The organism is Nocardiopsis oceanisediminis (assembly GCF_048595525.1).
Lineage (GTDB): Bacteria > Actinomycetota > Actinomycetes > Streptosporangiales > Streptosporangiaceae > Nocardiopsis_A > Nocardiopsis_A oceanisediminis.
Genome location: NZ_JAFMZJ010000001.1, coordinates 4,320,910 through 4,344,383 on the forward strand (window position 1 = coordinate 4,320,910; position 23,474 = coordinate 4,344,383).

Annotated in this window: 15 protein-coding genes; 11 read left to right on the forward strand and 4 right to left on the reverse strand. The window is 78.1% G+C overall.

The window, feature by feature from the left end; genetic code table 11:
- The first annotated feature begins 51 nt into the window (after positions 1-51).
- From J0910_RS19270 to J0910_RS19280, 3 genes are all read left to right on the forward strand, one after another.
- Complete coding sequence (locus J0910_RS19270; protein WP_420162023.1) at positions 52-1,347, forward strand: class I SAM-dependent methyltransferase; 1,296 nt, start codon at positions 52-54, stop codon at positions 1,345-1,347.
- Entirely contained in the window at positions 1,344-2,621 is a 1,278-nt protein-coding gene (locus J0910_RS19275; protein ID WP_420159934.1) for a class I SAM-dependent methyltransferase, read from the forward strand. Before J0910_RS19270 ends, J0910_RS19275 begins: the two co-directional genes overlap by 4 nt.
- A gap of 68 nt (positions 2,622-2,689) precedes the next feature.
- Positions 2,690-3,448 carry a DUF1295 domain-containing protein gene (locus tag J0910_RS19280; RefSeq protein ID WP_420162024.1) on the forward strand — a complete coding sequence of 253 codons (759 nt, stop codon included), beginning with the start codon at positions 2,690-2,692 and terminating at the stop codon, positions 3,446-3,448.
- 250 nt (positions 3,449-3,698) lie between these two features.
- Here the strand turns inward: J0910_RS19280 and J0910_RS19285 are convergent, their stop codons facing one another.
- Positions 3,699-4,322, reverse strand: a complete 624-nt coding sequence (locus J0910_RS19285; RefSeq protein ID WP_420159935.1) for a methyltransferase family protein — start codon at positions 4,320-4,322, stop codon at positions 3,699-3,701.
- A gap of 787 nt (positions 4,323-5,109) precedes the next feature.
- On the opposite strand from J0910_RS19285, the gene J0910_RS19290 reads away from it, so the two are divergent.
- The 5 genes from J0910_RS19290 (at position 5,110) to J0910_RS19310 (ending at position 16,127) form a co-directional block, all read left to right on the forward strand.
- Positions 5,110-6,765, forward strand: a complete 1,656-nt coding sequence (locus J0910_RS19290; RefSeq protein WP_420159936.1) for an AMP-binding protein — start codon at positions 5,110-5,112, stop codon at positions 6,763-6,765.
- 133 nt (positions 6,766-6,898) lie between these two features.
- Positions 6,899-14,302 carry an SDR family NAD(P)-dependent oxidoreductase gene (locus J0910_RS19295; RefSeq protein ID WP_420159937.1) on the forward strand — a complete coding sequence of 2,468 codons (7,404 nt, stop codon included), beginning with the start codon at positions 6,899-6,901 and terminating at the stop codon, positions 14,300-14,302.
- Positions 14,299-15,069, forward strand: coding sequence for an alpha/beta fold hydrolase (locus tag J0910_RS19300; protein ID WP_420159938.1), 771 nt, complete (start codon positions 14,299-14,301; stop codon positions 15,067-15,069). Before J0910_RS19295 ends, J0910_RS19300 begins: the two co-directional genes overlap by 4 nt.
- Positions 15,070-15,079: 10 nt before the next feature.
- Positions 15,080-15,388, forward strand: a complete 309-nt coding sequence (locus J0910_RS19305) for an acyl carrier protein (protein ID WP_420159939.1) — start codon at positions 15,080-15,082, stop codon at positions 15,386-15,388.
- A gap of 250 nt (positions 15,389-15,638) precedes the next feature.
- Complete coding sequence (locus J0910_RS19310) at positions 15,639-16,127, forward strand: hypothetical protein (protein WP_420159940.1); 489 nt, start codon at positions 15,639-15,641, stop codon at positions 16,125-16,127.
- Between the two features lie 78 nt (positions 16,128-16,205).
- Here J0910_RS19310 and J0910_RS19315 read toward each other — a convergent pair whose 3' ends face one another.
- Positions 16,206-16,733, reverse strand: coding sequence for an EF-hand domain-containing protein (locus J0910_RS19315; protein WP_420159941.1), 528 nt, complete (start codon positions 16,731-16,733; stop codon positions 16,206-16,208).
- Positions 16,734-17,300: 567 nt separating this feature from the next.
- Between J0910_RS19315 and J0910_RS19320 the strand changes: the two genes are divergently transcribed.
- A complete protein-coding gene (locus J0910_RS19320) occupies positions 17,301-18,032 on the forward strand; it encodes a TVP38/TMEM64 family protein (RefSeq protein ID WP_420159942.1) in 732 nt (243 codons plus the stop codon).
- A 60-nt stretch (positions 18,033-18,092) separates the two neighbouring features.
- Here J0910_RS19320 and J0910_RS19325 read toward each other — a convergent pair whose 3' ends face one another.
- Both J0910_RS19325 and J0910_RS19330 read right to left on the reverse strand, forming a co-directional pair.
- Positions 18,093-18,650, reverse strand: a complete 558-nt coding sequence (locus J0910_RS19325) for a GNAT family N-acetyltransferase (RefSeq protein ID WP_420159943.1) — start codon at positions 18,648-18,650, stop codon at positions 18,093-18,095.
- Positions 18,651-19,975: 1,325 nt separating this feature from the next.
- The gene (locus tag J0910_RS19330) at positions 19,976-20,863 is read right to left on the reverse strand and encodes a LysR family transcriptional regulator (RefSeq protein WP_420159944.1); all 888 of its coding nucleotides are present in this window, start codon (positions 20,861-20,863) and stop codon (positions 19,976-19,978) included.
- Positions 20,864-21,073: 210 nt separating this feature from the next.
- Between J0910_RS19330 and J0910_RS19335 the strand changes: the two genes are divergently transcribed.
- Positions 21,074-22,387, forward strand: coding sequence for a cytochrome ubiquinol oxidase subunit I (locus J0910_RS19335; RefSeq protein WP_420159945.1), 1,314 nt, complete (start codon positions 21,074-21,076; stop codon positions 22,385-22,387).
- A 7-nt stretch (positions 22,388-22,394) separates the two neighbouring features.
- Positions 22,395-23,399, forward strand: a complete 1,005-nt coding sequence (locus J0910_RS19340; protein ID WP_420159946.1) for a cytochrome d ubiquinol oxidase subunit II — start codon at positions 22,395-22,397, stop codon at positions 23,397-23,399.
- Positions 23,400-23,474: the final 75 nt, after the last annotated feature.

Below are 23,474 nucleotides of genomic sequence, written 5' to 3' on the forward strand. Positions count from 1 at the left end.
CCCGGCCGGCCCCGGGGCGAGACCAGGAGCACGGAAGGAAGGCGACCGACCATGACCACCGACACCGCCCGCCCCGAGGAACGCGCCGCCGGGCCGGCCGCTCCGCGCGGCGCCGGCCCCGACGCCCGCCGCTGGCCGGACGTGGCCCGGACCCCGGCCGCCCCGGTGCGCGGCCGCGCCGCCCGGCTGCTGGCCGGGCGGGCGCTGGCCCGGCTGCCGGTCCGGGTCGAGGTCCCGGGCGGGCGGGCGCCCGCCTCCGGCGGCGGGCCGGACGACCCGGTGCTGGTGCTGCGCCGCCCGGAGGCGTTCTTCGCCCGGCTGGGCCGCTCCGGGCTGATCGGGTTCGGCGAGTCCTACATGGCCGGCGAGTGGGACGCCCCGGACCTCCCCGGGCTGCTGGAGGTGTTCGCCCGCGGCTACGACGGGCTGGTGCCGGCCGCGCTGCGGCCGCTCCGGCACATCGTCCTGCCGCGCCGGCCGGGGAGCGAGCGGAACACCGCCGAGCGCGCCCGCAGCAACGCCGGCCACCACTACGACCTCTCCAACGACCTGTTCGCGCTCTTCCTCGACGAGACGATGACCTACTCGGCGGCGATGTTCGACGGCGGCCCGGCCCGCGGCCCCGCCGACCTGGCCCGCGCCCAGCGGCGCAAGATCGACCGGCTGCTGGACGGCGCCGCCGTGGGCCCCGGGACGCGGCTGCTGGAGATCGGCACCGGCTGGGGGGAGCTGGCGATCCGGGCGGCGCTGCGCGGCGCCGAGGTGACCACGGTGACCCTCTCCGCGGAGCAGCGGGCACTGGCGGCCGAGCGCGCCGAGCGGGCGGGGGTCGGCGCCGCGGTGGACGTGCGGCTGTGCGACTACCGCGCGGTGCGCGGCCGCTACGACGCGGTGGTCAGCGTGGAGATGGTGGAGGCGGTGGGCGAGCGGTACTGGCCGGTGTTCTTCACCGCGCTGGACCGGCTCACCGCGCCGGACGGGCGGGTCGCGCTGCAGTCCATCACCATGGAGCACGGCATGATGCGCGCCTCGCGCAACGAGCGCACCTGGATGCACAAGTACATCTTCCCCGGCGGCCTCATCCCCTCCCCGACCGCGATGCGCGAGCAGATCGACGCGCGCACCGCGCTGCGCGTCACCGGGCGCACCGCGTTCGGCCCGGACTACGCGGAGACCCTGCGGATCTGGCGGGAGTCGTTCGAGCGGGCCGCCGACCGGGTGGAGCGGCTCGGCTTCGACCCGGTGTTCCGCCGGATGTGGCGGCTGTACCTGGCCTACTGCGAGGCCGGGTTCCGCGCCGGGATGATCGACGTCGAGCAGCTGACCATGGTGCGGGAGGCGCGGTGAGCGGGGAGCGGGCGGCGGCCGGCGCGGGCGGGGCCGCCGGGTTCCTGGCCCCGGCCGCCGCGGCGCTCTTCGGCGGCCGGGCGCCGTTCCGGATCCGCGCCTGGGACGGCAGCGAGGCCGGACCGGAGGGGGCGCCGGTGCTGGTGGTTCGGCACCCGGACGCGCTGCGCCGGATCGCCGCCCGCCCCGGCGAACTGGGCGCCGCCCGCGCCTACGTCGCCGGGGAGCTGGACGCCGACGGGGACCTGCTGGAGGCGCTGCGCCGGGTGTTCGCCGCGGTGGAGCGCTCCCCCGCGCGGCCGCCCGGACCGGCCGGGCTGGCCCGGGTGCTCCGCGCCGCCCTGGTGCTGGGCGCGGCGGGCCGCCCTCCGGCGCCGCCGCCCGGCGAGGCGCGGCGCCGGGTCCGGCTGCGCCGCGGCGAGCGCGACCGGGCGGCGATCGCGCACCACTACGACGTCTCCGCGGACTTCTACCGGCTGCTGCTGGACCCGTCGATGGCCTACTCCTGCGCCTACTGGACCTCGGAGGAGCCCGGGTACACGCTGGCCGACGCGCAGCGGGACAAGCTCGACCTGGTCTGCCGGAAGCTCGGCCTGGACCGGGCCGGCGACCCGGAGCTGCTGGACCTGGGGTGCGGCTGGGGCTCGCTGGCGCTGCACGCCGCCGAGCGGTACGGGGCCCGGGTCACGGCGGTGACCCTCTCGGCCGAGCAGGCCGCGTTCGTCCGCGCCCGCGCCGCCGAGCGGGGGCTGGGCGGCCGGGTCGAGGCGGTGCACGGCCACTGGCGGGACGCGCCCGGCGGCGGCCACCGCGCGATCGCCTCGATCGAGATGGGCGAGCACGTCGGCCGCGGCCGCTACCGGGCGTTCGCCGCCCGGCTGGCGGCCCTGGCCGCGCCGGGCGGGCGGGTGCTGGTGCAGCAGATGTCCCGGCGGGGCGCCCGCCCCGGCGGCGGGCCGTTCATCGAGTCCTACATCGCCCCGGGCATGCACATGCGCCCGGTCGGTGCGACCGTCTCGGACCTGGAGGGCGCCGGGCTGGAGGTGCGCGGCGTGCAGGCGCTGCGCGAGCACTACGTGCGCACCGCCCGGGTCTGGCTGGACGCGCTGGAGGCCCGGGAGGCCGAGGCGGAGGCGCTGATCGGCGCCGAGGGGGTGCGCGTCTGGCGGCTCTACCTGGCGGGCGGTTCACTCGCCTTCGAGCAGGGCCGGATGGGCGTGGACCAGGTCCTCGCGGTGCGCCCCGGCGGCGGGGCGGGCGGGGGGCGGCGGTGAGCGCGGCGTTCCCGGCCGCGGAGTTCGCGGTCAACCTGGGCGGGTCGGCGGTGGCGGTGGCCGCGGTGATGGCGGGGGCCTTCGCCGCGGCGCGCCGGCTCGGCCGGCACTCGGTGGTGGACGTGGCGTGGGGCGCCGCGTTCGCCGCGGTGGCGGCGGTCACCGCGGTGCTCTCCGCCGGGGAGGGCGACCCGCTCCGCACCGGGCTGGCCTGCGGGGCGACGGCGGTGTGGGGGCTGCGGCTGGCGGTGCACATCGCCCGGCGCGACCGGGGCGCGGGCGAGGACCCGCGGTACGAGGCGCTGCTGTCCAGGGCTCCGGGGAGCAGGGACGCCTACGCGCTGCGCACCGTCTACCTGCTGCAGGGGGCGCTGGTCTGGGTCGTCTCGGTCCCGGTGCAGCTGGCCGGCTACGTTCCGGGGCCCGCCGGGTGGGCGGCGCTGCTCGGCGCCGGCGTCTGGGCGCTGGGGCTGGCCTTCGAGGCCGTCGGCGACCGGCAGCTGGCCCGGTTCAAGGCGGACCCGGCCAACCGGGGCCGGCTGATGACGGGCGGCCTGTGGGCGTGGACCCGGCATCCGAACTACTTCGGCGACGCCTGCGTGTGGTGGGGGCTGTTCCTGATCGCGGCGGGCTCCTGGCCGGGCGTGCTCTCCCTGCCCGCCCCGGTCCTGATGACCTGGCTGCTCACCCGCGGCTCCGGCAAGCGGCTGCTGGAGGAGCGGATGCGGGACCGCCCCGGCTGGGCGTGCTACGCCGCCCGCACCCCCGGTTTCGTCCCGCTGCCCCCGGGCTGGAAGCCCCGCCTCCTCGGCCGCGCGGCCCGGTGAGCCGGGGCGCTCCCTCCGCCCCTGCCCGGCCCGGCGGGGAAGGCGGGTCCGGCGCCCCCTGCGGAACCGGCGGCCCGCTCACCGCCGGGGCGCCCGAGGCCCGCCGGCCCCGGGGGCGGGCGGTGCGGGGCGGCGGAACCGCGGCCGCGTCCGCACCGGGCCCTCTCCGTCCGGCCCGCGCGCCGCGGCCCCGCCCCGGGGGCCTGGGGCGGGGCCGCGGTTCCGCGCCGGGGCGCGGTCCGGGCGGCGGTCACTCCGTCGGGCGGGGCTCCGGGCTCCGGCCGCGCAGGAACGGCGGGAGGGGGATCAGCCGGGGCGTCACGGCGGCGTAGTCGGCGTACTCCGCGCCGAGCTCCGCCGTCAGCACGGCCTCCTCCTGGCGGATCCGGTAGGCCAGGCCCGCCGCGACGCCCGCGACGAAGAGCGCCGAGGCCGCGAGGTTGCCGACCAGGGCGAGGTTCAGGACCGAGACCTGCACCAGGGTCGCGAGGTAGAGGGGGTGGCGCACGTGGCCGTAGGGCCCGGTGCGGACCACCCGCTGCCCCGGCGCGACGTGCACGAAGAGCCGGTAGAACCGGCCGAGGGAGTGGATGGACCACACCCGGAAGGCCATCGCGCAGCCCAGGACCGCCACCAGGGCGAGGGCCGGCGGCGCGGTCAGCCGGTAGGAGAAGGCGTCCAGCGGTCCCCCCAGCAGCGGTACCGCGAAGGACAGCAGCGCGGCGCCCCCGATCGCGGTGAAGAGGAACACCAGGCTCCCGCGGTCCCGCCGCGTCCCCGACGGCCGCTCGCCCCGCAGCCGCGACTGCAGCACGGCCTCGATCGGGAACCAGGCCAGGAAGACGGCGAGCACCACCCAGCTCAGCCAGGTCATGTCCGCCGCCCCCCTCGGTGCGGCGCCCGGCGGGGGCCCGCCGCGGCGCCTCTCCGCCGAGCGGCCTCCTCCCCGGGGCCTTCCCTCTCCCGGGCGGCCGGCCCGTTCTCGGACGATTTCCCCATGTTCACCCTTTCACTGCGGAGAACCGCGCCGGTTCCGAAATGCACCGCGCGGGCGCCCTGCGCGGAAGGGGCGCCCGGACGCGGCGGTTGATTTCCCGGTCCGGCCGCCCCAAACGCGAATCCCCTTTCCGCTCGCACCTTGGTCCGGAATGCGGCCCGCATTCCGTCCCGGAACGGTGGGTTCGCCTGTTTCGAGGGCCCGGGGAGCGCGTTCTCCCACCGGTTTCAGGACGGGCCGCAACCGGGGCCGGGGCACGGCCGCGACCCCGCGGGCCGGGGCCGCCGGGGCCACCGGACGGCGGGGCGGACCCGACGGAGCCTCCCTGTTCGGAGGAGGTCGGACCGCTCCGCCCCGGCCGCGCCCTCCCGGGCGGGGAACGGTGCGCAGGACGCCGGGTCCGAAACACCGGGACCGGCTCTCCCCGCGGCGTCCGCCTCCGGACGGCACAGGCCGATTTCCTCCCGGAGCGCACCGGAAAACCGGAAATTCCGGAATGGGAAAAGGGTCGGCCGGGGCCGCACGGCACCGGAATGCGCGGAAACGACCGGTGGCGAACCGGCCCGAAAAGGAAACCTTCTGCGTTCACTTCACCGCGCGTAGTAGTGTCCGTTCGCGTGCGGCCCGCGGGCCGCCGCGACCAGAGGAATTCGGAGGACTGGCGATGGGGCCGAGAACGGCGGGCGGACCGGAGCTCTACCGGGCCGAGGGCTGGTGGCGCGCCGAGCTCCTGGACGACCTGGTGCTGCGGCACGCCTCGGACGGGGCGGCGGGCGCGGACCGGCCCGCGGTCGCGGGGCCGCGCCCGCTGACCCACCGGGGGCTCGCCGCGGCCGTCGACTCCGCGGCCGGGCGCCTGGCCGGGCTGGGCGTGCGGGCCCCCGGCCCCGTCCTCGTGCAGCTGCCCAACGGCCCCGAACTGCTCGTCCTCACCCTCGCGCTGATCCGGGCCGGCTGCCCGCCGATCCTGGCCCACCCCGCCCTGCGCGAGCACGAGCTGGAGCCGGTCGTCGCCGACCTCGCCCCGGTGGCGGCCGCGGTCCCGGCCGCCACCGGGCGCACCGACCACCCGGCCATGCTGCGCGGGCTCCTCCGGGACCGCCCCGGTCCGGGCGCCGTCCTGGTGCTCGGCCCCGGCGAGCGGCGCCCCGGCGAGGCGGACCTCGCCGCGCTGTGCGCCCCCGGCCGCGCCCCCGGCCGCCGCCCGCACACCGCCCGCCCCGGCGACACCGCCCTGTACTTCCTGTCCAGCGGCACCACCGGGCCGCCGAAGCCCATCCCCCGCACCCACGAGGCGCTCGGCTCGGTGCTCCGCGCCGCCGCCGGGGCGGCCGGCCTCGGCCCGGACTCGGTCTACCTGGCCGCGCTCCCCGCCACGCACAGCTTCACCTGCGCCCACCCCGGGATGCTCGGCGCGCTGGCGCGGGGCGGCTCCGTCGCCTTCGCCGGGACCGCCGACACCGACGCGCTGCTGGAGCTGGCCGAGCGGCACCGCGCCACGCACACCGCCCTGGTGCCCACCCTCGCCGAGCAGCTGGCCTCCCGGGCCGCCGCCTCCGGCGCCGCACCGCGGTCCCTGCGGGCCGTGCAGGTCGGCGGGGCCCGGCTGGCCCCGGAGACGGCCCGCCGGATCAGGGCGGAGCTGGGCTGCCGCGTCCAGCAGGTGTACGGGATGAGCGAGGGGCTGCTGACCTTCACCCGCCTCGGCGACCCCGAGGACGTCACCGACCTGACCCAGGGCCGCCCGGTCGCCCCCGGCGACGAGCTGCTCGTCGTCGGCGCGGACGGCCGCCCCGCCGCCCCCGGCGAGCAGGGCGAGCTGTGGACCCGGGGGCCGAGCACCATCACCGCCTACGCCGGCCGCGCCGCCGGCGAGCCGGGCAGGTTCGGCCCCGAGGGGCACTACCGCACCGGCGACCTGGTCCGCCTCGACGCCGCCGGGAACGTCTCGGTGACCGGCAGGGTCAAGGACGTCATCAACCGGGGCGGGGAGAAGATCGCCGCCGACGACCTCGAATCCGTGCTCACCCGCCACCCGGGGGTGCGCGCGGCCGCCGCGGTCGGCTTCCCGCACCCCCTCTACGGGGAGGGGGTGTGCGCCGTCGTCGTCCCCGGCGGCGACCCGCCGGACGGCGCCGCACCGCTCACCCTGCGCGGCCTGCGCGCGTTCCTCAGCGGCGAAGGGGTGGCCGCCTTCAAGCTCCCCGACCGGGTGGTGCTCCTCGACGCCCTGCCCGCGATCGGGATCGGCAAGGTCGACAAGGAGGCGCTCCGGCGCCTGGCCGCCGACCGCACCGCCGGTCCCGCCCGGACCGGCTGAACGCCGGCCCCGATCCGACCGCGGCGCGGCGGAGCCGGCCCCCTCCGCGCTCCCCCGCCCGCACCTCCGCCGACACCCCCGCGAGCGGTGCGCACCGCGACCGGCCCGCACCGAACCCGAACGAAAGGGCAGTATGGAACAGTCGCCGACACCCGGGAAGGACGCCGTCGCCGTCGTCGGCGCCTCCTGCCGCCTCCCCGGCGGAATCACCGACCTGGACGGCCTGTGGGCGGCGCTGCGCGACGGCCGCGACCTGGTCACCGAGGTCCCCGGCGACCGCTTCGACAAGGCGTGGTTCCACTCCCCCGACCCCGACCGGCCCGGCAAGAGCTACACCTTCGCCGGCGGGATCGTCGAGGGGATCGAGGAGTGGGACCCCGGCTTCTTCGGCGTCTCCCCCCGCGAGGCCGCGCGGATCGACCCCAAGCAGCGGCTGGCGCTGGAGCTGACCGCCGAGGCCTTCGACGACGCCGGGATCGACCCGGCCGGGCTGCGCGGCTCCGACACCGCGGTCCACCTCGGCATCTACACCCACGCCTTCGGCGCCCTGCAGGGCCGCGACATCGCCTCGATCGACGCGCAGACGAGCATGGGCAGCGCCGGCACCGCGGTGCCCAACCGGGTCTCCTACCACTTCGACCTGCGCGGCCCCAGCACGGTCGTCGACACCGCCTGCTCCTCCTCGCTGGTCGCGGTCCACCAGGCCTGCGAGGAGCTGCTGGCCGGGCGGACCTCCCTGGCGCTGGCGGGCGGGGTCAACACCCTGCTCGACCCCTACGAGTACGTGATGTCGTCCAAGGCCCGGATGCTCTCGCCGACCGGCCGCTGCCGCACCTTCTCCGCCGCCGCCGACGGGTTCGCGCGCGCCGAGGGCGGAGGGGTGCTCCTGCTCAAGCGGCTCTCCGAGGCGGTCGCCGACGGCGACCGGGTGCACGCGGTCGTCCTGGGCAGCGGCACCAACTGCGACGGGCGCACCCCCGGCCTGGCCCACCCCGGCCGGGACGCCCAGGAGCGGCTGCTGCGGGAGGTGTACGCGCGGGCCGGCGCGGCCCCGGACGACCTCGCCTACCTGGAGGCGCACGGCACCGGGACGCCCGTCGGCGACGCGGTCGAGTGCACCGCGATCGGGACCGCGCTGGGGGTGCGCCGCGCACCGGGCGCCCTGCTCCCGGTGGGCTCGGTCAAGACCAACCTGGGCCACCTGGAGGCCGCCGCCGGGGTGGCCGGCCTGCTCAAGGCGATCGCGGTGCTGCGCCACCGGGAGATCCCGCCGTCGCTGCACGCCGAGACCCTCAACCCCGCCATCGACTTCGACGGGCTGGGGCTGCTGCCGGTGCGGGAGGCGCGCCCGCTGGGCGGCGGGGAGCGCCCCCTGGTGGGGGTGAACTCCTTCGGCGCCGGCGGCGCCAACGCCCACGTCGTGGTCGGCCCGCACCCGGCCGGGGACCCGGAGCGCGGCGCCCCGGCCCCGGCCGGGCGGCTGCCGGTGGTGGTCTCCGGCCACACCGAGGAGGCGCTGCGGCAGGCGGCGCGCGCCCACGCCGACCGGCTGCGCTCCGCCGCCCCGGCGGACTTCTACGACCTGGCCCGCACCGCCTCGGTGCGGCGCGGGCGGCACCGGCACCGCGCCGCCGTCCTGGCGGCGGGCCCGGCCGAGGCCGCCGGCCTGCTGGAGGCGGTCGCCGACCGGGAGCCCGGCGCCGGCGGGGCGGTCGCGGCCGCCTCCGGCGGGGGCGGGGCGGCCTTCGTCTTCTCCGGGAACGGCGCGCAGTGGGCCGGCATGGGCGCCGGCCTGCTCGACTCCGAGCCCGCGTTCCGGGAGGAGGTGGAGCGGGCCGACGCCGCGCTCCGCCCGCACCTGGGGTGGTCGGTCGTCGACGAGCTGCGCGCCCCCGCGGAGCGGTCCGCCCTGGCGCGCACCGAGGTCGCCCAGCCGGCCCTGTTCGCGGTCCAGGCCGGCCTGGTCGCGGCCCTCGCCGAGCGGGGCGTCCGCCCGGCGGCGGTGGCCGGGCACAGCGCCGGCGAGGTCGCCGCGGCCTACGCCTGCGGCGCGCTCGACCTGGACTCCGCCGCGCGGGTGATCGCCGAGCGGAGCCGGGCGCAGGGCCCCACGGCGGGCGCCGGGCGGATGGCCGCGGTGGGCCTGTCCCCGGCCGAGGCGGAGAAGGAGATCGCGCCGTTCCGGGGCCGGCTGGAGATCGCCGGCGTCAACGGCGACGCCGACGTCACCCTGGCCGGGGAGGCCGCGGCCCTGCGCGAGCTGGGCGAGCGGCTCGCGCTGCGCGGCGTCTTCCACCGCGAGCTGGACCTGGACTACGCCTTCCACAGCCGGGCGATGGACCCGGTCCGGGCCGGCCTGCTGCAGGCGCTGGAGGGCCTGGCCCCGCGCACCCCGCACACCCCCATGGTCTCCACCGTCACCGCCTCGCCGCTGGAGGAGGGCGAGCCGGGCGCCGCCTACTGGTGGCGGAACGTGCGCGAGCCGGTCCTGTTCGCCCAGGCCGTCCGGGAGCTGGCGGCCGGGGGGCGGGACGTGTTCCTGGAGGTCTCCCCGCACCCGGTGCTGGCGGGCTACCTGCGCCGCGCGGCCGGCTCCGGCCGCGGGCGGGCCTCGGTGCTGACGACGCTGCGCAAGCCCTCCCCGGGCGAGGCCGCGGACGAGCGGGGCGCCGTCGACTCCGCCGCCTGCCGGGCCATCGCCGCGGGGGCGGCCGACCTCTCGGTGTTCTTCCCCGGGCCGGGGCGGGTGGCCGACCTGCCGTCCGTCCCCTGGCAGCGGGAGCGGCACTGGAACGGGTCCGGGGACTGGTGGGCGCCGCTCACCGGCGGCGGCCGCGGCCCCTACGAGCACCCGCTGCTCGGCCAGCGCGTCCCCGGCCCCGACCCGGCCTGGCTCGGCGAGGTGGAGCCCGCCCGCCTGCCGTGGCTGGCCGACCACCGGGTGGGCGGCGCGGTGGTGATGCCCGCCGCCGCCTTCGCGGAGATGGCGCTGGCCGCGGGGCGCCGCGCGCTCGGCGGCCCCGCCGAGGTCGCCGGCCTGGACATCCGGCGGATCCTCTCGCTGCCCTGGGAGGACCCGGCGATGGACGTGCGCACCCAGGTGTCGGTGCCCGCCGCCGGGGCGCTGCGCATCTCGGCCCGGACCGGCGAGGACTGGCAGCTGCACGCCGAGGCCCGGATCCGGCCGCTGGCGGGGGAGGCCCCGGAGCCGCTGGACGCCGCCGGGCTGCGCGCCCGGTGCGGACCGGAGCACGGCACCGGCGGCCACTACGCCCGGATGGAGGCGTCGGGGATCGGCTACGGCCCCGCGTTCCGCCCGCTGCGCCGGCTGCACGCGGACGGCGGGGAGGCCGTCGCCCGCTACGAGACCGACGGCGCGGCCGGGTTCGAGCTCCACCCGGTCCTGCTGGACGGGGTGCTGCAGACCACGGCGGCGCTGCACGGCGGCGGCCCGGACGCCGACGCGTTCCTGCCCGACGCGATCGGCGCGGTCCGCCGGTGGCGCCGCCCGGCCGCCTCCGGGTTCATCCGCACCCGGCTGCGCGAGGCCGGCCCCGACGAGATCGTCTGCGACATGGTCGTCACCGACGAGGACGGCGCGGTCTGCGTGGAGGTCGAGGGGTACCGCGGCCGGCGGTTCCGGGCCGGCACCCGCCGCCCGTCCGTCTACGCCTCCCGGCTGCGCGCCGCCCCGAGGGGCCCGCTGCCGGCGGCGGCGCTGCCCGGCCCCCGGGAGCTGGCCGAGGCCGCCGCGCCCCGGATCGAGGAGGCCCGCCGGGCCTGGCTCCGCGACGGCGGCACCGCCTCCGACGCCGCGGCCCTGACCCTGACCGGCCACTACGCGGCCCGGACACTGGCCGAACTGGCCGGGGGCACCGAGCCGTTCGGCACCGACGACCTGGTCGCCGCGGGGGTGCTGCCGCGCCACACCCGGCTGGTCCGGCTCCTCGCCTCGGTGGCGGAGGACGAGGGCCTGCTGGAGGACGTATCCGGCGACGGCGGCCCGCCGCGCTGGCGGGTGCGCGGGGCCGCCGACCCGGAGCGCGTCATGGAGGAGACCGGGCGCGCCTGGCCCGAGTCCGCCCCGGCGCTCCTGCTGCACCAGCGGTGCGGCCGGCGCCTCGCCGAGGTGCTGCGCGGCGAGCTCGACCCGGTGCAGCTCGTCTTCTCCGACTCCGGATCCCGCCTGGCCCAGTACGTCTACGACTCGCTGCCCTACGCGCGGGCGGCCAACCGGTACTCCGCGGCGGCGGTCGCCGCGCTGGCCGAGCGCTGGCCCGCCGACCGGCCGCTGCGCGTCCTGGAGGTCGGCGGCGGCACCGGCGCCACCGCCGCCGCGCTGCTCCCGGTGCTGCCGCCGGAGCGCACCCGCTACGTCTTCAGCGACGTCTCGCCCTCCCTGGTGGCCGGGGCCCGCCGCCGGCTGGCCGGCCACGGCTTCGTCGAGTACCGCACCCTCGACCTGGAGGTCCCCGCCGCCGGCCAGGGGCTCGGCGAAGGCGAGTTCGACCTGGTGGTGGCCGCCAACGTGCTGCACACCATCTCCGACCTGCGGGCGGTGCTGCGGAGCCTGGGCGGCGTGCTCGCCGACGGCGGCCGGATCCTCGCCATCGAGCACCACGACGCCGGGCAGCTGGCCCTGGTGTTCGGCCTGCTGGACGGCTTCTGGACCTACACCGACACCGACCTGCGCACCGACTCCCCGCTGCTCTCCGCCCGGGGGTGGGCGGAGGCGCTGGAGTCCTCCGGCTTCGAGGAGCCGGTCCGGCTCGGCGGTGAGGGCGACGAGCCCTCCTCGGCGATCCTGGCCCGGCGCGCCGCCCGCCCCCGCCCGGTGCGGGCCCCCGCCCCCGCCTTCGGCGGCGCCCGCTGGCTGGTCGCCGCCGAGCCCGGCGCCGGCCCGCACGCCGAGGCGCTCACCGCGCACCTGGCCGCGGGCGGGGCCGACGCCGTCCGGGCCGGCCTCCCCCGGGACCCGGCGGAGTGGGCCGGCCTGCTGGGCGAGGGCACCCCTCCCGAGGTCGTGCTGCTGCTGGGCGGAGACGGGGAGGCCGGGGACGCGGCGGACGGGGTGGAGACCGCGGTGCGGCGCATCGCCGCGCTCCGCGCCCTGGTCTCCGCGCTCGACGGCCTCCCCGAGCGGCCCCGGGTGTGGGCGGTGTCCCGCCCCTCCGGCGCGTTCCCCGCCCCGGAGCGGTGCACCGCCCCGGAAGACGCCGCCACCTGGGGTGTCGCCCGGGTGCTCGACGGCGAGCGCCCCTGGCTGGACCTCCGGCACGTCTCGCTGCCCCGGACCGCCGACCCCGGCGCCGACACCGCGCCCCTCGCCGCCGAACTGGCCGACCCCGGGGAGGAGGACGAGGTGGTGCTGAGCGGACCGGGCCGGTTCGTCCCCCGGCTCGCCCCGCTCCCCCCGGCCGCGGAGCGGACCGGTGCGGGCGGGCACTGCGCCCTGCGGCTCACCGACCCCGGCCCCTCCCGCCGGCTGGAGTGGGTCCGCTCCCCCGCCCCGGTGCCGGAGGCCGGCGAGGTCCTCATCGGCGTCCGGGCGGCCGCGGTGACCGGGCGGGACGCGGCGGAGGCGCTGGGCGAGGCGCCCGCGCGCCCTGCGGACGGCGGCGGGTACGCCTCGGGGTACGCCTGCGCCGGCGTGGTGGAGGCGGTCGGCGGCGGCGTCGAAGGGCTCGCCCCGGGCGACCGCGTCTACGCCCTCGCCCCGGGCGCCTGCGCGGCCCGGGTGCGCGCCCGCGCCGGCCTGGTCGGGCGGATCCCCGAGGGCATGCGGTTCACCGAGGCCGCCACCCTCCCCGCCCACCTGGCCGCGCAGTACGGGCTGGAGCACCTGGCCGGCCTCGCCGAGGGCGAGGTGCTGCTCGTGCACGGGGACGGCGGGGGCGCGGCGGCCGCGGCCGTCGCCCACGCCCGCCTCGCCGGGGCGCGGGTCATCGCCACCGCCGAGCACCCCAACACCCGCGACCTGCTGGGCATGCTGGGGGTGGCGGACGTGCTCGACACCGGCGACCCGGCCCTGGGCCGCAAGGTGTCCGCGCTGACCGGGGGCCGCGGCCCCGACGTGGTGTTCAACTCGGCCGCAGGCGGCGCCGCGGGGGCCGCCCTGGAGCTGCTGCCCCCGGGCGGCCGGTTCGTCCAGGCGGCGCACGGCCCCGCCCGGTCGGCGCCGGTCCCGCCGCTCCACGGCGAGCTGGTCTTCGCCTCGGTGGACGCGGTGCGCATGGCGGCCGAGCGCCCCGACGCGGCGGCCGGGCACTTCGCCCGGCTCGCCGAGCGGGTCGCCTCGGGCGCCTACCGCCCGCTGCCGCTGGAGCTGCACGGCCCGGACGGGGCGGACGGGGCCTACCGGGCGCCGCGCGCGCCCGAGGCCGCCGGGCTCCCGGTGCTGGACCTGGAGGAGCCGCCCGCCGCCCTCCGCCCGCACCGCCCGGCCTCCTTCGACCCGGCCGGCTCCTACCTGGTCACCGGGGGGACGAGCGGGCTCGGCGCGGCCACCGCCCGCTGGCTGGCCCGGCGCGGCGCGCGCCGCCTGGTGCTGGCCAGCCGGCGCGGACCGGCCGCCGAGGGCGTCCCCGGCCTCCTGCGCGACCTGGCGGAGCTGGGCGCGGAGGCCTCCGCGCACGCCCTGGACGCGACCGACGCCGAGGGCGTCCGGTCGCTGATCGCCGGGCTGGCGGAGGAGGGGCGCCCGCTGCGCGGCGTGGTGCACGCCGCGATGGTCCTGCACGACGAGCCGTTCGAGGAGGGCGACGACGAGCGCACCCGGGCGGTGCTGGCGCCGAAGCTGGGCGGCGCGCACGTCCTGGACCGGGCCACCCGCGGCCTGGACCTCGACCTGTTCGCGGTCTACTCCTCGGTGACCTCGGCCGTGGGCAACCTGCACCAGGCGGCGTACGCGGCGGCCAACGCCGCCGCCGAGGCCGTGGTCCGCGCCAGGCGGCGGGCCGGGCTGCCCGGCCTCGCCGTGCAGTGGGGCGGCGTCGACGGCGTCGGCGCCCTGGCCCGGGAGGGCCTGGGCGAGGCCCTCGGCCGGCGCGGCATGGCCCCGATCAGCGCCGACCAGGCGTTCGCGGCGCTGGAGGGGCTGCTCGACCGCGGCGCCGAGGTGGCCGCGGTGCTGCACGCCGACTGGGCCCGGGTCGCCGAGTCCCGGCCCTATGTCGCGGAGCGCCCGCGGCTGCGGCACCTGGTCCCGGAGTCCGCCGCCTCCGACGCCACCGCCCTGGAGAGCGCCCGGCGGCGGCTCGCGGAGGCGCCGCCGGAGGAGGCGGCGGAGGCCGCCGAGGAGATGCTCACCCGCGTGGTGGCCCGGGTGGTGGGCGCGCCGCGGAGCGGGATCGACCGCGGCCGCACCCTCGACCACCTGGGCATCGACTCGATCATGGCGACCGAGCTGCTCGGCGCGATCCGCAAGGAGTTCGGCTGCGACCTGGCGCTGGTGGAGATCGCGTCCGGCCCGTCCGTCAGCGAGCTGGCCGGGCGGGTGCTGACCCGGCTGCGGTCCGAGGGCGGTGCGGCGCGGTGAGGCTGCACACCCGCACCTGGGGGGAGGGGGAGCGGACCGCGCTGCTGGTGCACGGGTTCGCCTCCGACTCCGCCACCTGGGAGCGGACCGCCGGGGCCCTCGCCGGCCTGGGGTACCGGGTGGTCGCGCCCGACCTGCGCGGGCACGGTGAGAGCCCGCGCGGCTACTACAGCCCGCGGGCGCTCGCCGGCGACCTGGCGGAGACGCTGCCCGCGGGGGCCGACCTCGCGCTGGGGCACTCGCTGGGCGCGGCCGTCCTCGGGCTCGCCGCCGCCGACCTCCGCCCGGCCCGGCTGGTCTACGCCGAGCCGTACTGGGGGGTGCGGGCCGTCGCGGAGCTCCCGGACCCCCGGTCGGCGGCGCTGCTGATGGGCGTCTCCGCCGAGGAGATCGCCGCCCGCCACCCGGGCTGGTCCCGGGGCGAGGTGGAGGCCGAGGCCCGCGCCCGCGCCCGCTGGGACCGGCGGACCATGGTGGACCTGCACGCCTTCGACATGCCGGCGCTGCCGGAGGAGGCGGAGGTGCCCGGCCTCATCCTCCTCGCCGAGCGGCAGGGGATGATCCCGGACATCGACGAGGAGGCCGCCCGGGCGCGCGGGTTCGAGGTGCGCACCGTCGCGGGGGCGGGCCACACGCTGCACCTGGACGCGCCGGCCGGGTTCGCCGCGGTGCTGCGGTCCTGGCTGCTCGGGACCGAGGGGGCGGGGGCCGCCCCGGCGGCCTCCGGCGCGCAGGGAGTACAGGGAACACCGGAGAACGGGAAATGAGGAGGACGGATTGCCCGCCGACGCGGTACCGCTGAAAGCGCGCCTGGCCGCGATGCCCGACGCCGAGCGGGAGCGGCTGCTGCTGGACGTGGTGGTGGAGTGCACGGCCGCCGTGCTCGGCCACCCCGACGTCCGCGACCTGGAGCCCGACATGGAGTTCGCCGAGGCCGGGGTGGACTCCATCGCCGCGGTGGAGATCCGCTCGCGGATCTCCGCCCGGCTGGGCGCACCGGTCCCCCGCACCGTGCTGGAGGCCGCCCCGACCTTCGCCGAAGCGGCCCGCGCCCTGCTGCCCCTGTCCCGGGGGCCGCGGGGCTGACCCGCCGCCGGGGACGCCCTTCCCGGGGCTCCTCCGCGGCGCCGGCCTCCGCAGCCGCGGCCCCGCCGAACGCTCGGCGGGGCCGCCGAAGGAATCGGGACCGCCGGGGAAGGAGGCCGTGCGGCCGGCGCCCGATGGGACGCCGGGCGCCGCTCCGGGCCCTTGGCCGCCCTCCCCTCCGCTCCGGCGGCGGAGGGCGGGGACCGCCCGGCCGCCGATACCGTCGCCGCAGACGATGACGAGGAGGAGCATGTCCGTTTCCGAGCAGCCCGGCCCGGTGTGGGCGAGGGTGCCGATGTCGCTGACGGCCGCCGTCCCCGAGGGCGCCGGCCACGAGCCCCTCGCCGTGCTCCTCGCGGACGCGGTGTCGGCGGTGGAGCGGATCCCGACCGGAGAGGTCTACCCGGGGCGGGCCGAGGTGCTCGTGCCGCCGCCGCACGCGCGCCCCTGCGGGCCCGGCCCGGCCATGCGGCGGGGGGCGGGCCGGCACGGGTCCGTCGTCACGGTGCTGCTGTGGTGCTGGGCGGAGCGGCGGTGGAACGCGGGGGAGGCCTCCGCCGTGCTGGCCGACTTCCACCGGGTCTTCGCCGCCGCGCTGGCCCGGACCTGGCCGGGCGGTCCGGCCTGGTCTCCGCTGGGCCTCCCGGCCGACCCGGTGCTCCTGGAGGCGGCGGCCCGCACGGGGGTCGTGGTCCGCGCCCGGGAGTCCGCCGGGGCCTCCCTCCACCCCTCGCGGTGACGGCGGCGCGAGCGCCCGCGCACACGGGGAAGGGCCGCCCGGGGGCGTCCCCGGGCGGCCCTTCCCCAGCGGTGCCGCTCAGCCGACGCCGAGCAGCGAGGCGCTGCTCCTGCCGAACATGTAGTCCTGGACGGCCCTGTTGAACTCATTGACGGAGAGGTAGCCGTTGTGGTCCAGGTCCAGCTCCTGGAAGACCTCCGCGGGGTGGGCGCCGTCCACCCCGACGGCGTCGGCCCACTTCTGGAACTCCTGCTGGCTGATCTTGCCGTCGTCGTCGGTGTCCAGCAGGCTCCCGACCGCTTCGACGACCGGCATCACCGCATAGGCGAAGCCGCTGTCGCCCCGGTCGATGATCGACCGCTCGGCGAGCTGGAGGAACTCGTCCTTCGTGATCCGGTCGCTGCCGACCTCCCGGGAGATGCCGTTCCACATCTCGTGGTAGGCGCGGGCGAGCGCCTGCCCCTTCGCGCTGCCCTGCTCGCCGAAGACCTGAGCGACCCGCTGCGCCTCGGCCTCGAGGTCGGAGTGGTCGATGGTCCCGTCCCCGTCCTTGTCCCAGAGCTCGAAGCGCTTCTCGAAACGGGCCTTCTCCTTGGCACCCAGCATCGGCTACCCCCTGTTGTTCAGAATTGAATGTCCATGAAGAGAATCTCCGCCCGCCCGGTCTCCGGCGAGCGGATTCGCGATGGATAAGTTACCGCAGCCCCCACTCGAATAAACCCCATCCGCAGCCACCATTCGAAGGTTTTAGCAGACCGACCGCCACCCCGCCTCCGATTCGGACAATAAAACCCCAGAACCACGCAAGCGGTGACATGCAACGGATGCGAACCATCACCCCTTTCCGCCTTGCTTCAATCCGGCGGCCCGCAAAGCAGGGGCGATCACCGCTTAAAAATTCGGTACGCCCCATGCGGCGGCCGCAAATTAGACGGAGTCGGAAAATGACCGCATCGACCGGAGAGGAAGCGACATCGCCGCCTATCACATTTCGAATCAGGGACACATCCGATCCGTTTTCCCTGCAGACGTGAGGCCTGCCGGGGTTCTGCGGAAGTGCGGCGGAGCCCCCGCGCCTCCCGAAGCGGACCCGGCCGCACGGGCCGGGCGGTCCGCGCGGTCGGGGATACTTGGTAGCCGGTTCGGCTCGGGAGCGGGGAGGCTGCGGACGGGATGCGCTCGGCTGTTCGGCCGGGGGTGCGCGCGGCGGCCCTCGCGGCCGCGGTGGCGGCGGCCGCCGCCCTGGGATTCCACGCACCGGGCCCCGAAGAGGTGCGCGCCTGGATCGAGGCGGCCGGGCCGGCCGCGCCGGCGGCCTACCTGGCCTGCTACGTCGCCGCGGCGCTGGTGTACGTGCCGCGCCCGGCGCTGAACGCGGCGGCCGGGGTGCTCTTCGCACCGTGGCTGGGCGTGCCGGTCGCGCTGGCCGGAGGGGTCGCCGCCGCCCTGGTCCAGTTCTGGCTCTCCCGGTTCCTGGCCCGGGACTTCGTGGCGGCGCGGCTGCCCCGCCCGGCGGCCGAGCGCCTGGACCGGCTCGCCGAGCGGCACGGCCTGCTCGCGGTGGTCCAGCTCCGGCTGCTCCCGGTGCTGCCCTTCTCCGCGGTCAACCACGGCCTCGGGCTGACCTCCCTGGGGGCCGTCCCGTTCGCCGTCGGGACCGCGGTGGGCGGCCTGCCCGCGACCGCGGCCCTGGTGCTGCTCGGCGACGCGGCCGCCGACCCGCTCTCCCCCGCCTTCCTGGCCTGCGCCGCGCTGTTCGCGGTGCTGTGCGCGGCAGGCTTGGCGGTGCGCCGGTGGCGGCCCCGCTCCGCGTACCCGGAGGCCGGTCGGCCGGGCGGCGCTCCGCCCCGGGAGGGCCCCGCCGGCGCTCCGGAGCCGGAAGCGGCCTCCGCCCCTCCGCGCTGATCCCGGCGCCCCGCCGCCCTGGAAGCGCAGAGGCGGCGGGGCACCAGGCCCGCCGGGAGCTCAGCCCGCGGCGCGGGCGGCCCGCCACTCCGGGGCCAGCACCGCCCAGACCTCGGTGTCCTGCCGGACCCCGCGGTACGGGGAGTTCTCCCGCAGCACCCCCTCGCGGACCATGCCGAGCCGCTCGGCCACGCTGATGCTGGGCTTGTTCTCCGGGGCGACCATCCACTCCACCCGGTGCATCCCGCGCTCCTCGACCGCCCAGTCGATGATCACCCGCAGCGCGCGGGTGACCAGGCCCCGGCCGGTGGCGGCCGGCTCCAGCCAGCAGCCGGCCTCGCAGGTCCCCTGCTCCGCGTCGAAGACCCGGAACAGAACCCCGCCGACGAGCCTCCCGTCCAGCCGGATGCCGTACAGCCGGCCGGTGTCGGCGGCGGCCTTGTCCGCGTAGGAGCGCAGCCAGGCCCGCGCCGACTCCAGGTCTGCCACCGCATCGGGGAGCCCGACGTAGCGGCCGATGTGCTCCCGGCCGCGGTCCATGTGGGCCAGCAGCTCCTCGGCCTGCCAGGGCTCCAGGGGCCCCAGCTCCGCCCCGTCGCCCAGGGGAATGGCGAACATCATCGTCCTCCGCGGGTGGTCGTCTCCGGTGGACGGATCCTCCCACGCCCTCCGGGCGCCCCCGGCGGCCGACCCCGGGGAACCGCAGGACCGCACCGCTCCCCGGGGGAAGGCGGGCCCCGGGGGGGAAGGCGGGCCCCGCCCCGGGCCCGCAGCCGGGGCGCCGGCGCCCCACGGAGCCAGGGGTCAGACCAACAGCGACGGCGCGGGTAGGGACGAGGCGGCAGGCCTCGCCCGGGTGCAGCGTCTCGCGGAGCGAAGGTTCAGGCGAGCGGCGACGGCGCAGGCAGGGGCAGGGCACAGGTGTCGCCCGGGCGCGGCGCCTCGCGGGGCCGGGGTTCAAGCGGGCGGCGAGGGCGGGAGTGGGCCGGGGCGGCGTTCACCGGTCCCCGCCCAGGCGCCCGGCTGGGAAGCGCTGTTCCGGCGGCGGGTCCGGGCCCGCCTCACCGGTGGAGGGGGTTGTGTCCGCTGTGCCGGATCGCCGGCGGGGATCGGGCAGGCCGGGGGCGCCCTGCACACCTCCGCAGCAGGCTCAATGACATCTACCAGCGAGTAGTAAGCCCTGAACCCCCACCGCCCCCTCACTGGTCACTCAGAGTGGCCGAAGCGGGGCCCGCCGGGAGGACGAATGCGACATCCCGCCCCCGCGTCTCCCCTGTCCGGGTTCCGGCCCTCCGGTTCGTGCTCTTGCGGGCCGCTCGAACCCGCGATCACCGGCCCGAACGGGGCGATCCGGGTCCTCGGGGGCCCGATCCGGCCCGGGATGCGCGCCCGGGAATCACCGGGGTGCTCTCGCGGTGCGCAGGCCGCCCCCCACCACCGTCACCGTCCGTATTCACCCAGGTCAGGGCGGTGCCGGTGATCGCCGGGCGGCCCGCCCCACCGCCGGGGCGACGCGGGAACGGCGAACCCGCCCCCCACTCGCCCCACCCGCCGCGACCGCCCTGCCGCACACGATCCGCCGCCCCCGGCCCGCTCCCGCCCTCGCCGCCCGCCTGAACCTTGGCCCCGCGAGGCGCCGCGCCCGGCCGAGACGCCCGGCCCCGTACCTTCTTCTGCCGTCACCGCCGGTCTGAACCTTCACTTCGCGGGGCGCCGCGCCCGACCGACCGGCCGGCACGCCCCTTGGCCTCGCCGCCAGTCTGAACCCTCACCCCGTGGGACGCCACACCCGGGCGACCGTCTCCACCCCGCCCCTGCCTGCGCCGTCGCCGCCTGCTTGAGCCTTCGCTCCGTGGGGCGCCGCGCCCGGCAGGGGCGCCCGCCCCGCCCCCCGCTTCCGCCGTCGCCGCCCGCATGAACCCCCGTGCCGCGGGGCCGCCGGGTCACGGCCGGATCCGGTCGGCGAACCAGTCGGTGACGAAGTCGCGGAAGCGGCGGGCCGCCGCGGAGAGGTAGGCGTCCCGGTGCCAGGCCAGGGTGAGCGTCCGCGCCGCCTCCTCGGTGTCCAGCCGGACCCAGGCGACCTCGGCGCGGGTGGCCGAGTCGCGCGCCATCGCCGGGATGAGGCCGACTCCGAGCCCGGCCTCGATGAGGTACTGGATCGAGCCCGGCTCGTCGCCCTCGCACACGATGTCCGGCGCGGCCCCGGCCCGCTCGAAGAGGCGGTCGCCCAGCTCCCTCGGCCAGTACCCCGGCCTCGGCGCGATGAACGGCTCCCCGTCCAGTTCGGCCACGGAGACCCGGTCCCGGCCGGCCAGGCGGTGGTCGGGCGGGACCGCGAGCAGCACCTCCTCGGTCACCAGCTCCCGGAGTTCCAGCGCGGCCCCCTCCAGGGGCTGGGAGGCGACGCAGAAGTCGACCTCCCGGACCCGCAGCAGCCGCTGCATGGAGTCGGCGCGCGACTGGTAGAGCCGCACCCTGATGCCCGGCTCGGCGGCGCGGAACTCCGACAGCGCGCCGAGCAGGGTCAGCATGGTCTCGGAGGCGAGCGCGACCGTGCCCTCGACCTTCCCCGAGGCGTCGGTCAGCTCGCGGCGCGCGTCGTCCATCTCGCCGAGGATCCGATCCACCCTGCGCAGGAACGCCTCCCCGGACCCGTTCAGCCGGACCTGGCGGCCCCGCCGGTCGAACAGCGGGACGCCCAGGTCGGCCTCGAGGCGGGCGATGCTCCGGCTGAGCGAGGGCTGGGCCACCATCAGCTCCTCCGCCGCGCGGCTGATGTGCTGGTGCCGCGCCACCACCCGGAAATAGCGCAGGGACTGCAGGTCCATCGCCCTCTCTCCCCCTCATGCCCGCCGCGCATATGCACATGACGGAATCGGTCTTGGAAATCATAGGGGATTCCGCTTTAGGGTCGGAACGGCCCGGCCGGGGGAGGCCGGGCCCGCTCCGCTCTCGGAAGCGGAGCCGTTTCCCGCGCCCTTCCGCCGCACCCTGCCGCGCGTCCGCGCACCGGAATGGAAAAAGAAAGGGGGTCCGGCTTGGACGTCGTAGAGCTTTCCCGCCTGCAGTTCGCGGTGACCACGAGCATCCACTGGCTCTTCACCGTTCTCACCCTGGGCCTGGTTCCGCTGGTCGCCGTGGTGCACACGCGGGCCGCCCTGGCCCGGACCCCGGAGAAGCGCGAGCTCTTCGAGCGCATGGCGCGCTTCTGGGGGCAGCTGTACGTCATCAACTACGCCCTGGGAATCGTCACCGGGCTGGTCATGGAATTCCAGTTCGGTTTGAACTGGAGCGGGCTCAGCAAATACGCGGGCAACGTATTCGGTGCGCCTCTCGCACTGGAGACGATGATCGCGTTCTTCGCCGAGTCCACTTTCCTCGGGCTGTGGATATTCGGCTGGGGGCGGCTGCGGCGCGGGGTGCACGCGGCGCTCATCTGGCTGGTCGCGCTGACCGCCTACGCCTCGGCCTACTGGATCATGGTCGCCAACGGGTTCATGCAGAACCCGGTGGGCCACGAGGTCCGCGGCGGCACCGCCTACCTCACCGACTTCGGCGCCCTGCTGTCCAACCCGAACACCCTCGTCGCGCTCGGCCACATCGCCTCGGCGGCGCTGGTCGCCGGCGGCCTGTTCATGGCGGGGGTGAGCGCCTACCACTTCATCCGGCGCACCCGGCACACCGCCTTCTTCCGCGGCTCGCTGCGGCTGGGCGTGGCCACCGCCGCGCTGGCCTCCCTCCCGCTGTACCCCTTCGGGGAGGCCCAGCTCAAGGAGTTCGCCGAGCAGCAGCCGGTGAAGGCCGCCCTCTTCGACGGCGCCCTCGACCGGGCGTCGCGGGCCGCGCTGGAGGCCGCCGGCGGCCACGCCCCTCCCGAGTGGCTGTGGATCCCGGCGAAGGTGATGGTGGACCTGGGCTGGGTGCTGTCGGTCGCGCCGCTGGTCGCCCTGGTCCTGCTCCCCCGCGACCTGCTGGTCCGGTTCCGGCCGACGGCCTGGGCGATGGTCGCGCTGGTCCCGCTGCCGTTCGCCGCCTCGGTCTGCGGCTGGCTGTTCCGCGAGATCGGCCGCCAGCCCTGGCTGGTCTACGGGGAGCTGACCGTGGCCGAGGCGGTCTCCGACGTCTCCCCCGCCGCGGTGCTGGTCTCACTCGTGCTGTTCAGCACGGTGCTCGGGGCCCTCGCGGTCGCCGACTGGGTGCTGATCGCCCGGTCCGCGCACCGGGGGCCGGAAGGGGTGCGGCTCGGCGCCCCCGAACCGGAGCCCGCCCCCTGGGAGGACGCCGTACCCGAATGGCTGGACTCCGGCCCGGACGGCCGGAGCACCGCCGCCACCGCGAGACGAGGGACGTGACGACGCGATGACGCTCGAGACCGCCTGGCTCCTGCTGCTGGGAGCGCTGCTGGCCGGGTACTTCGTCCTCGGCGGCTACGACTACGGGACGCAGATGCTGCTGCCGCGGGGGCCGCGCGCGGCGGCCGGCCGCAGGACGCACCTGGCCGCCCTGGGCCCGTTCTTCCTCGGCAACGAAGTGTGGCTGGTGGCCTTCGCCGGGGTGCTGTTCGGCGCCTTCCCCTTCCTGGAGGGGACGCTGCTGTCCGGGCTGTACCCGCTGCTGGTCCCGCTGCTGGCGGCGCTGGCCGCGGGCAAGGCCGCGGTACTGCTGCGCGGCCGGGCGCACGGCCGCGCAGCCGAGCGCGCCTGGGACGCCCTGGTCGTGCTCGGCGGGGCGGTCCCCGCCCTGCTGTGGGGCGCGGTCATCGGCGTCCTGGTGCAGGGGGTCCCCCTGGCGCCCGGCGGCACCTCGTTCGCGCTCGGCGCCGACCCGCTGCTGGCCCCGGTGGTGGCGGTGTGCGCGGTGCTGTCGGCGCTGCTGTGCGCCGCGCACGGGGCGGCCTTCCTGGCGCTGCGCGCCCGGGGGCCGGCGGCGTCCCGGGCCCGCGCCCTGATGCGGCCGCTGACCGCGGCGGCGCTGGCGGCGGCCGCGGCGGCCGTGCTCGCCGGGGCGGCCGCCGGAGTGGGCAACCCCGCGGCGGCGGCGGCCGTCGCGGTGCTGCTGGCGGCCGCGACCGCGGGCGCCCGCGCCGCCGCCCGCCGCAGGCGCCCGGGGGCCGGCTTCGCCTGCACCTCCGCGGCGATGGCCCTGCTCGCCGTGGCCCCCGGGGTGGCGCACTTCCCCTACGTGCTGGCCTCCTCGACCGGGCCCGGGGGGATGTCCCTCGCCGACGCCGCGGCCGACGGGGCGACCCTGGCGGTGCTGTCCGGGTTCGGCGTCGCGGTGGTCCCGCTGATGCTCGCCTACCAGGCGGCCGGCTGGTGGGCCTTCCGCGGCCGGGTGGACCACCGCTCCCCCTCCTACCTGTGACCGCCCCGGTCCGGCGCCCGGGCCCCCGGGCGCCGGACCGCGTCCTTCCCGCGCCCGCGGAGGAGCCGGGGAGGA

Excerpts from the sequence above, each read along its gene's own strand:
- J0910_RS19325 (WP_420159943.1), bottom strand. The coding sequence starts at position 18,650 with ATGTTCGCCATTCCCCTGGGCGACGGGGCGGAGCTGGGGCCCCTGGAG.
- J0910_RS19320 (WP_420159942.1), top strand. The coding sequence starts at position 17,301 with ATGCGCTCGGCTGTTCGGCCGGGGGTGCGCGCGGCGGCCCTCGCGGCC.
- J0910_RS19330 (WP_420159944.1), bottom strand. The coding sequence starts at position 20,863 with ATGGACCTGCAGTCCCTGCGCTATTTCCGGGTGGTGGCGCGGCACCAG.
- J0910_RS19280 (WP_420162024.1), top strand. The coding sequence starts at position 2,690 with ATGGCGGGGGCCTTCGCCGCGGCGCGCCGGCTCGGCCGGCACTCGGTG.
- J0910_RS19285 (WP_420159935.1), bottom strand. The coding sequence starts at position 4,322 with ATGACCTGGCTGAGCTGGGTGGTGCTCGCCGTCTTCCTGGCCTGGTTC.
- J0910_RS19270 (WP_420162023.1), top strand. The coding sequence starts at position 52 with ATGACCACCGACACCGCCCGCCCCGAGGAACGCGCCGCCGGGCCGGCC.
- J0910_RS19295 (WP_420159937.1), top strand. The coding sequence starts at position 6,899 with ATGGAACAGTCGCCGACACCCGGGAAGGACGCCGTCGCCGTCGTCGGC.
- J0910_RS19290 (WP_420159936.1), top strand. The coding sequence starts at position 5,110 with ATGGGGCCGAGAACGGCGGGCGGACCGGAGCTCTACCGGGCCGAGGGC.
- J0910_RS19315 (WP_420159941.1), bottom strand. The coding sequence starts at position 16,733 with ATGCTGGGTGCCAAGGAGAAGGCCCGTTTCGAGAAGCGCTTCGAGCTC.
- J0910_RS19340 (WP_420159946.1), top strand. The coding sequence starts at position 22,395 with ATGACGCTCGAGACCGCCTGGCTCCTGCTGCTGGGAGCGCTGCTGGCC.
- J0910_RS19310 (WP_420159940.1), top strand. The coding sequence starts at position 15,639 with ATGTCCGTTTCCGAGCAGCCCGGCCCGGTGTGGGCGAGGGTGCCGATG.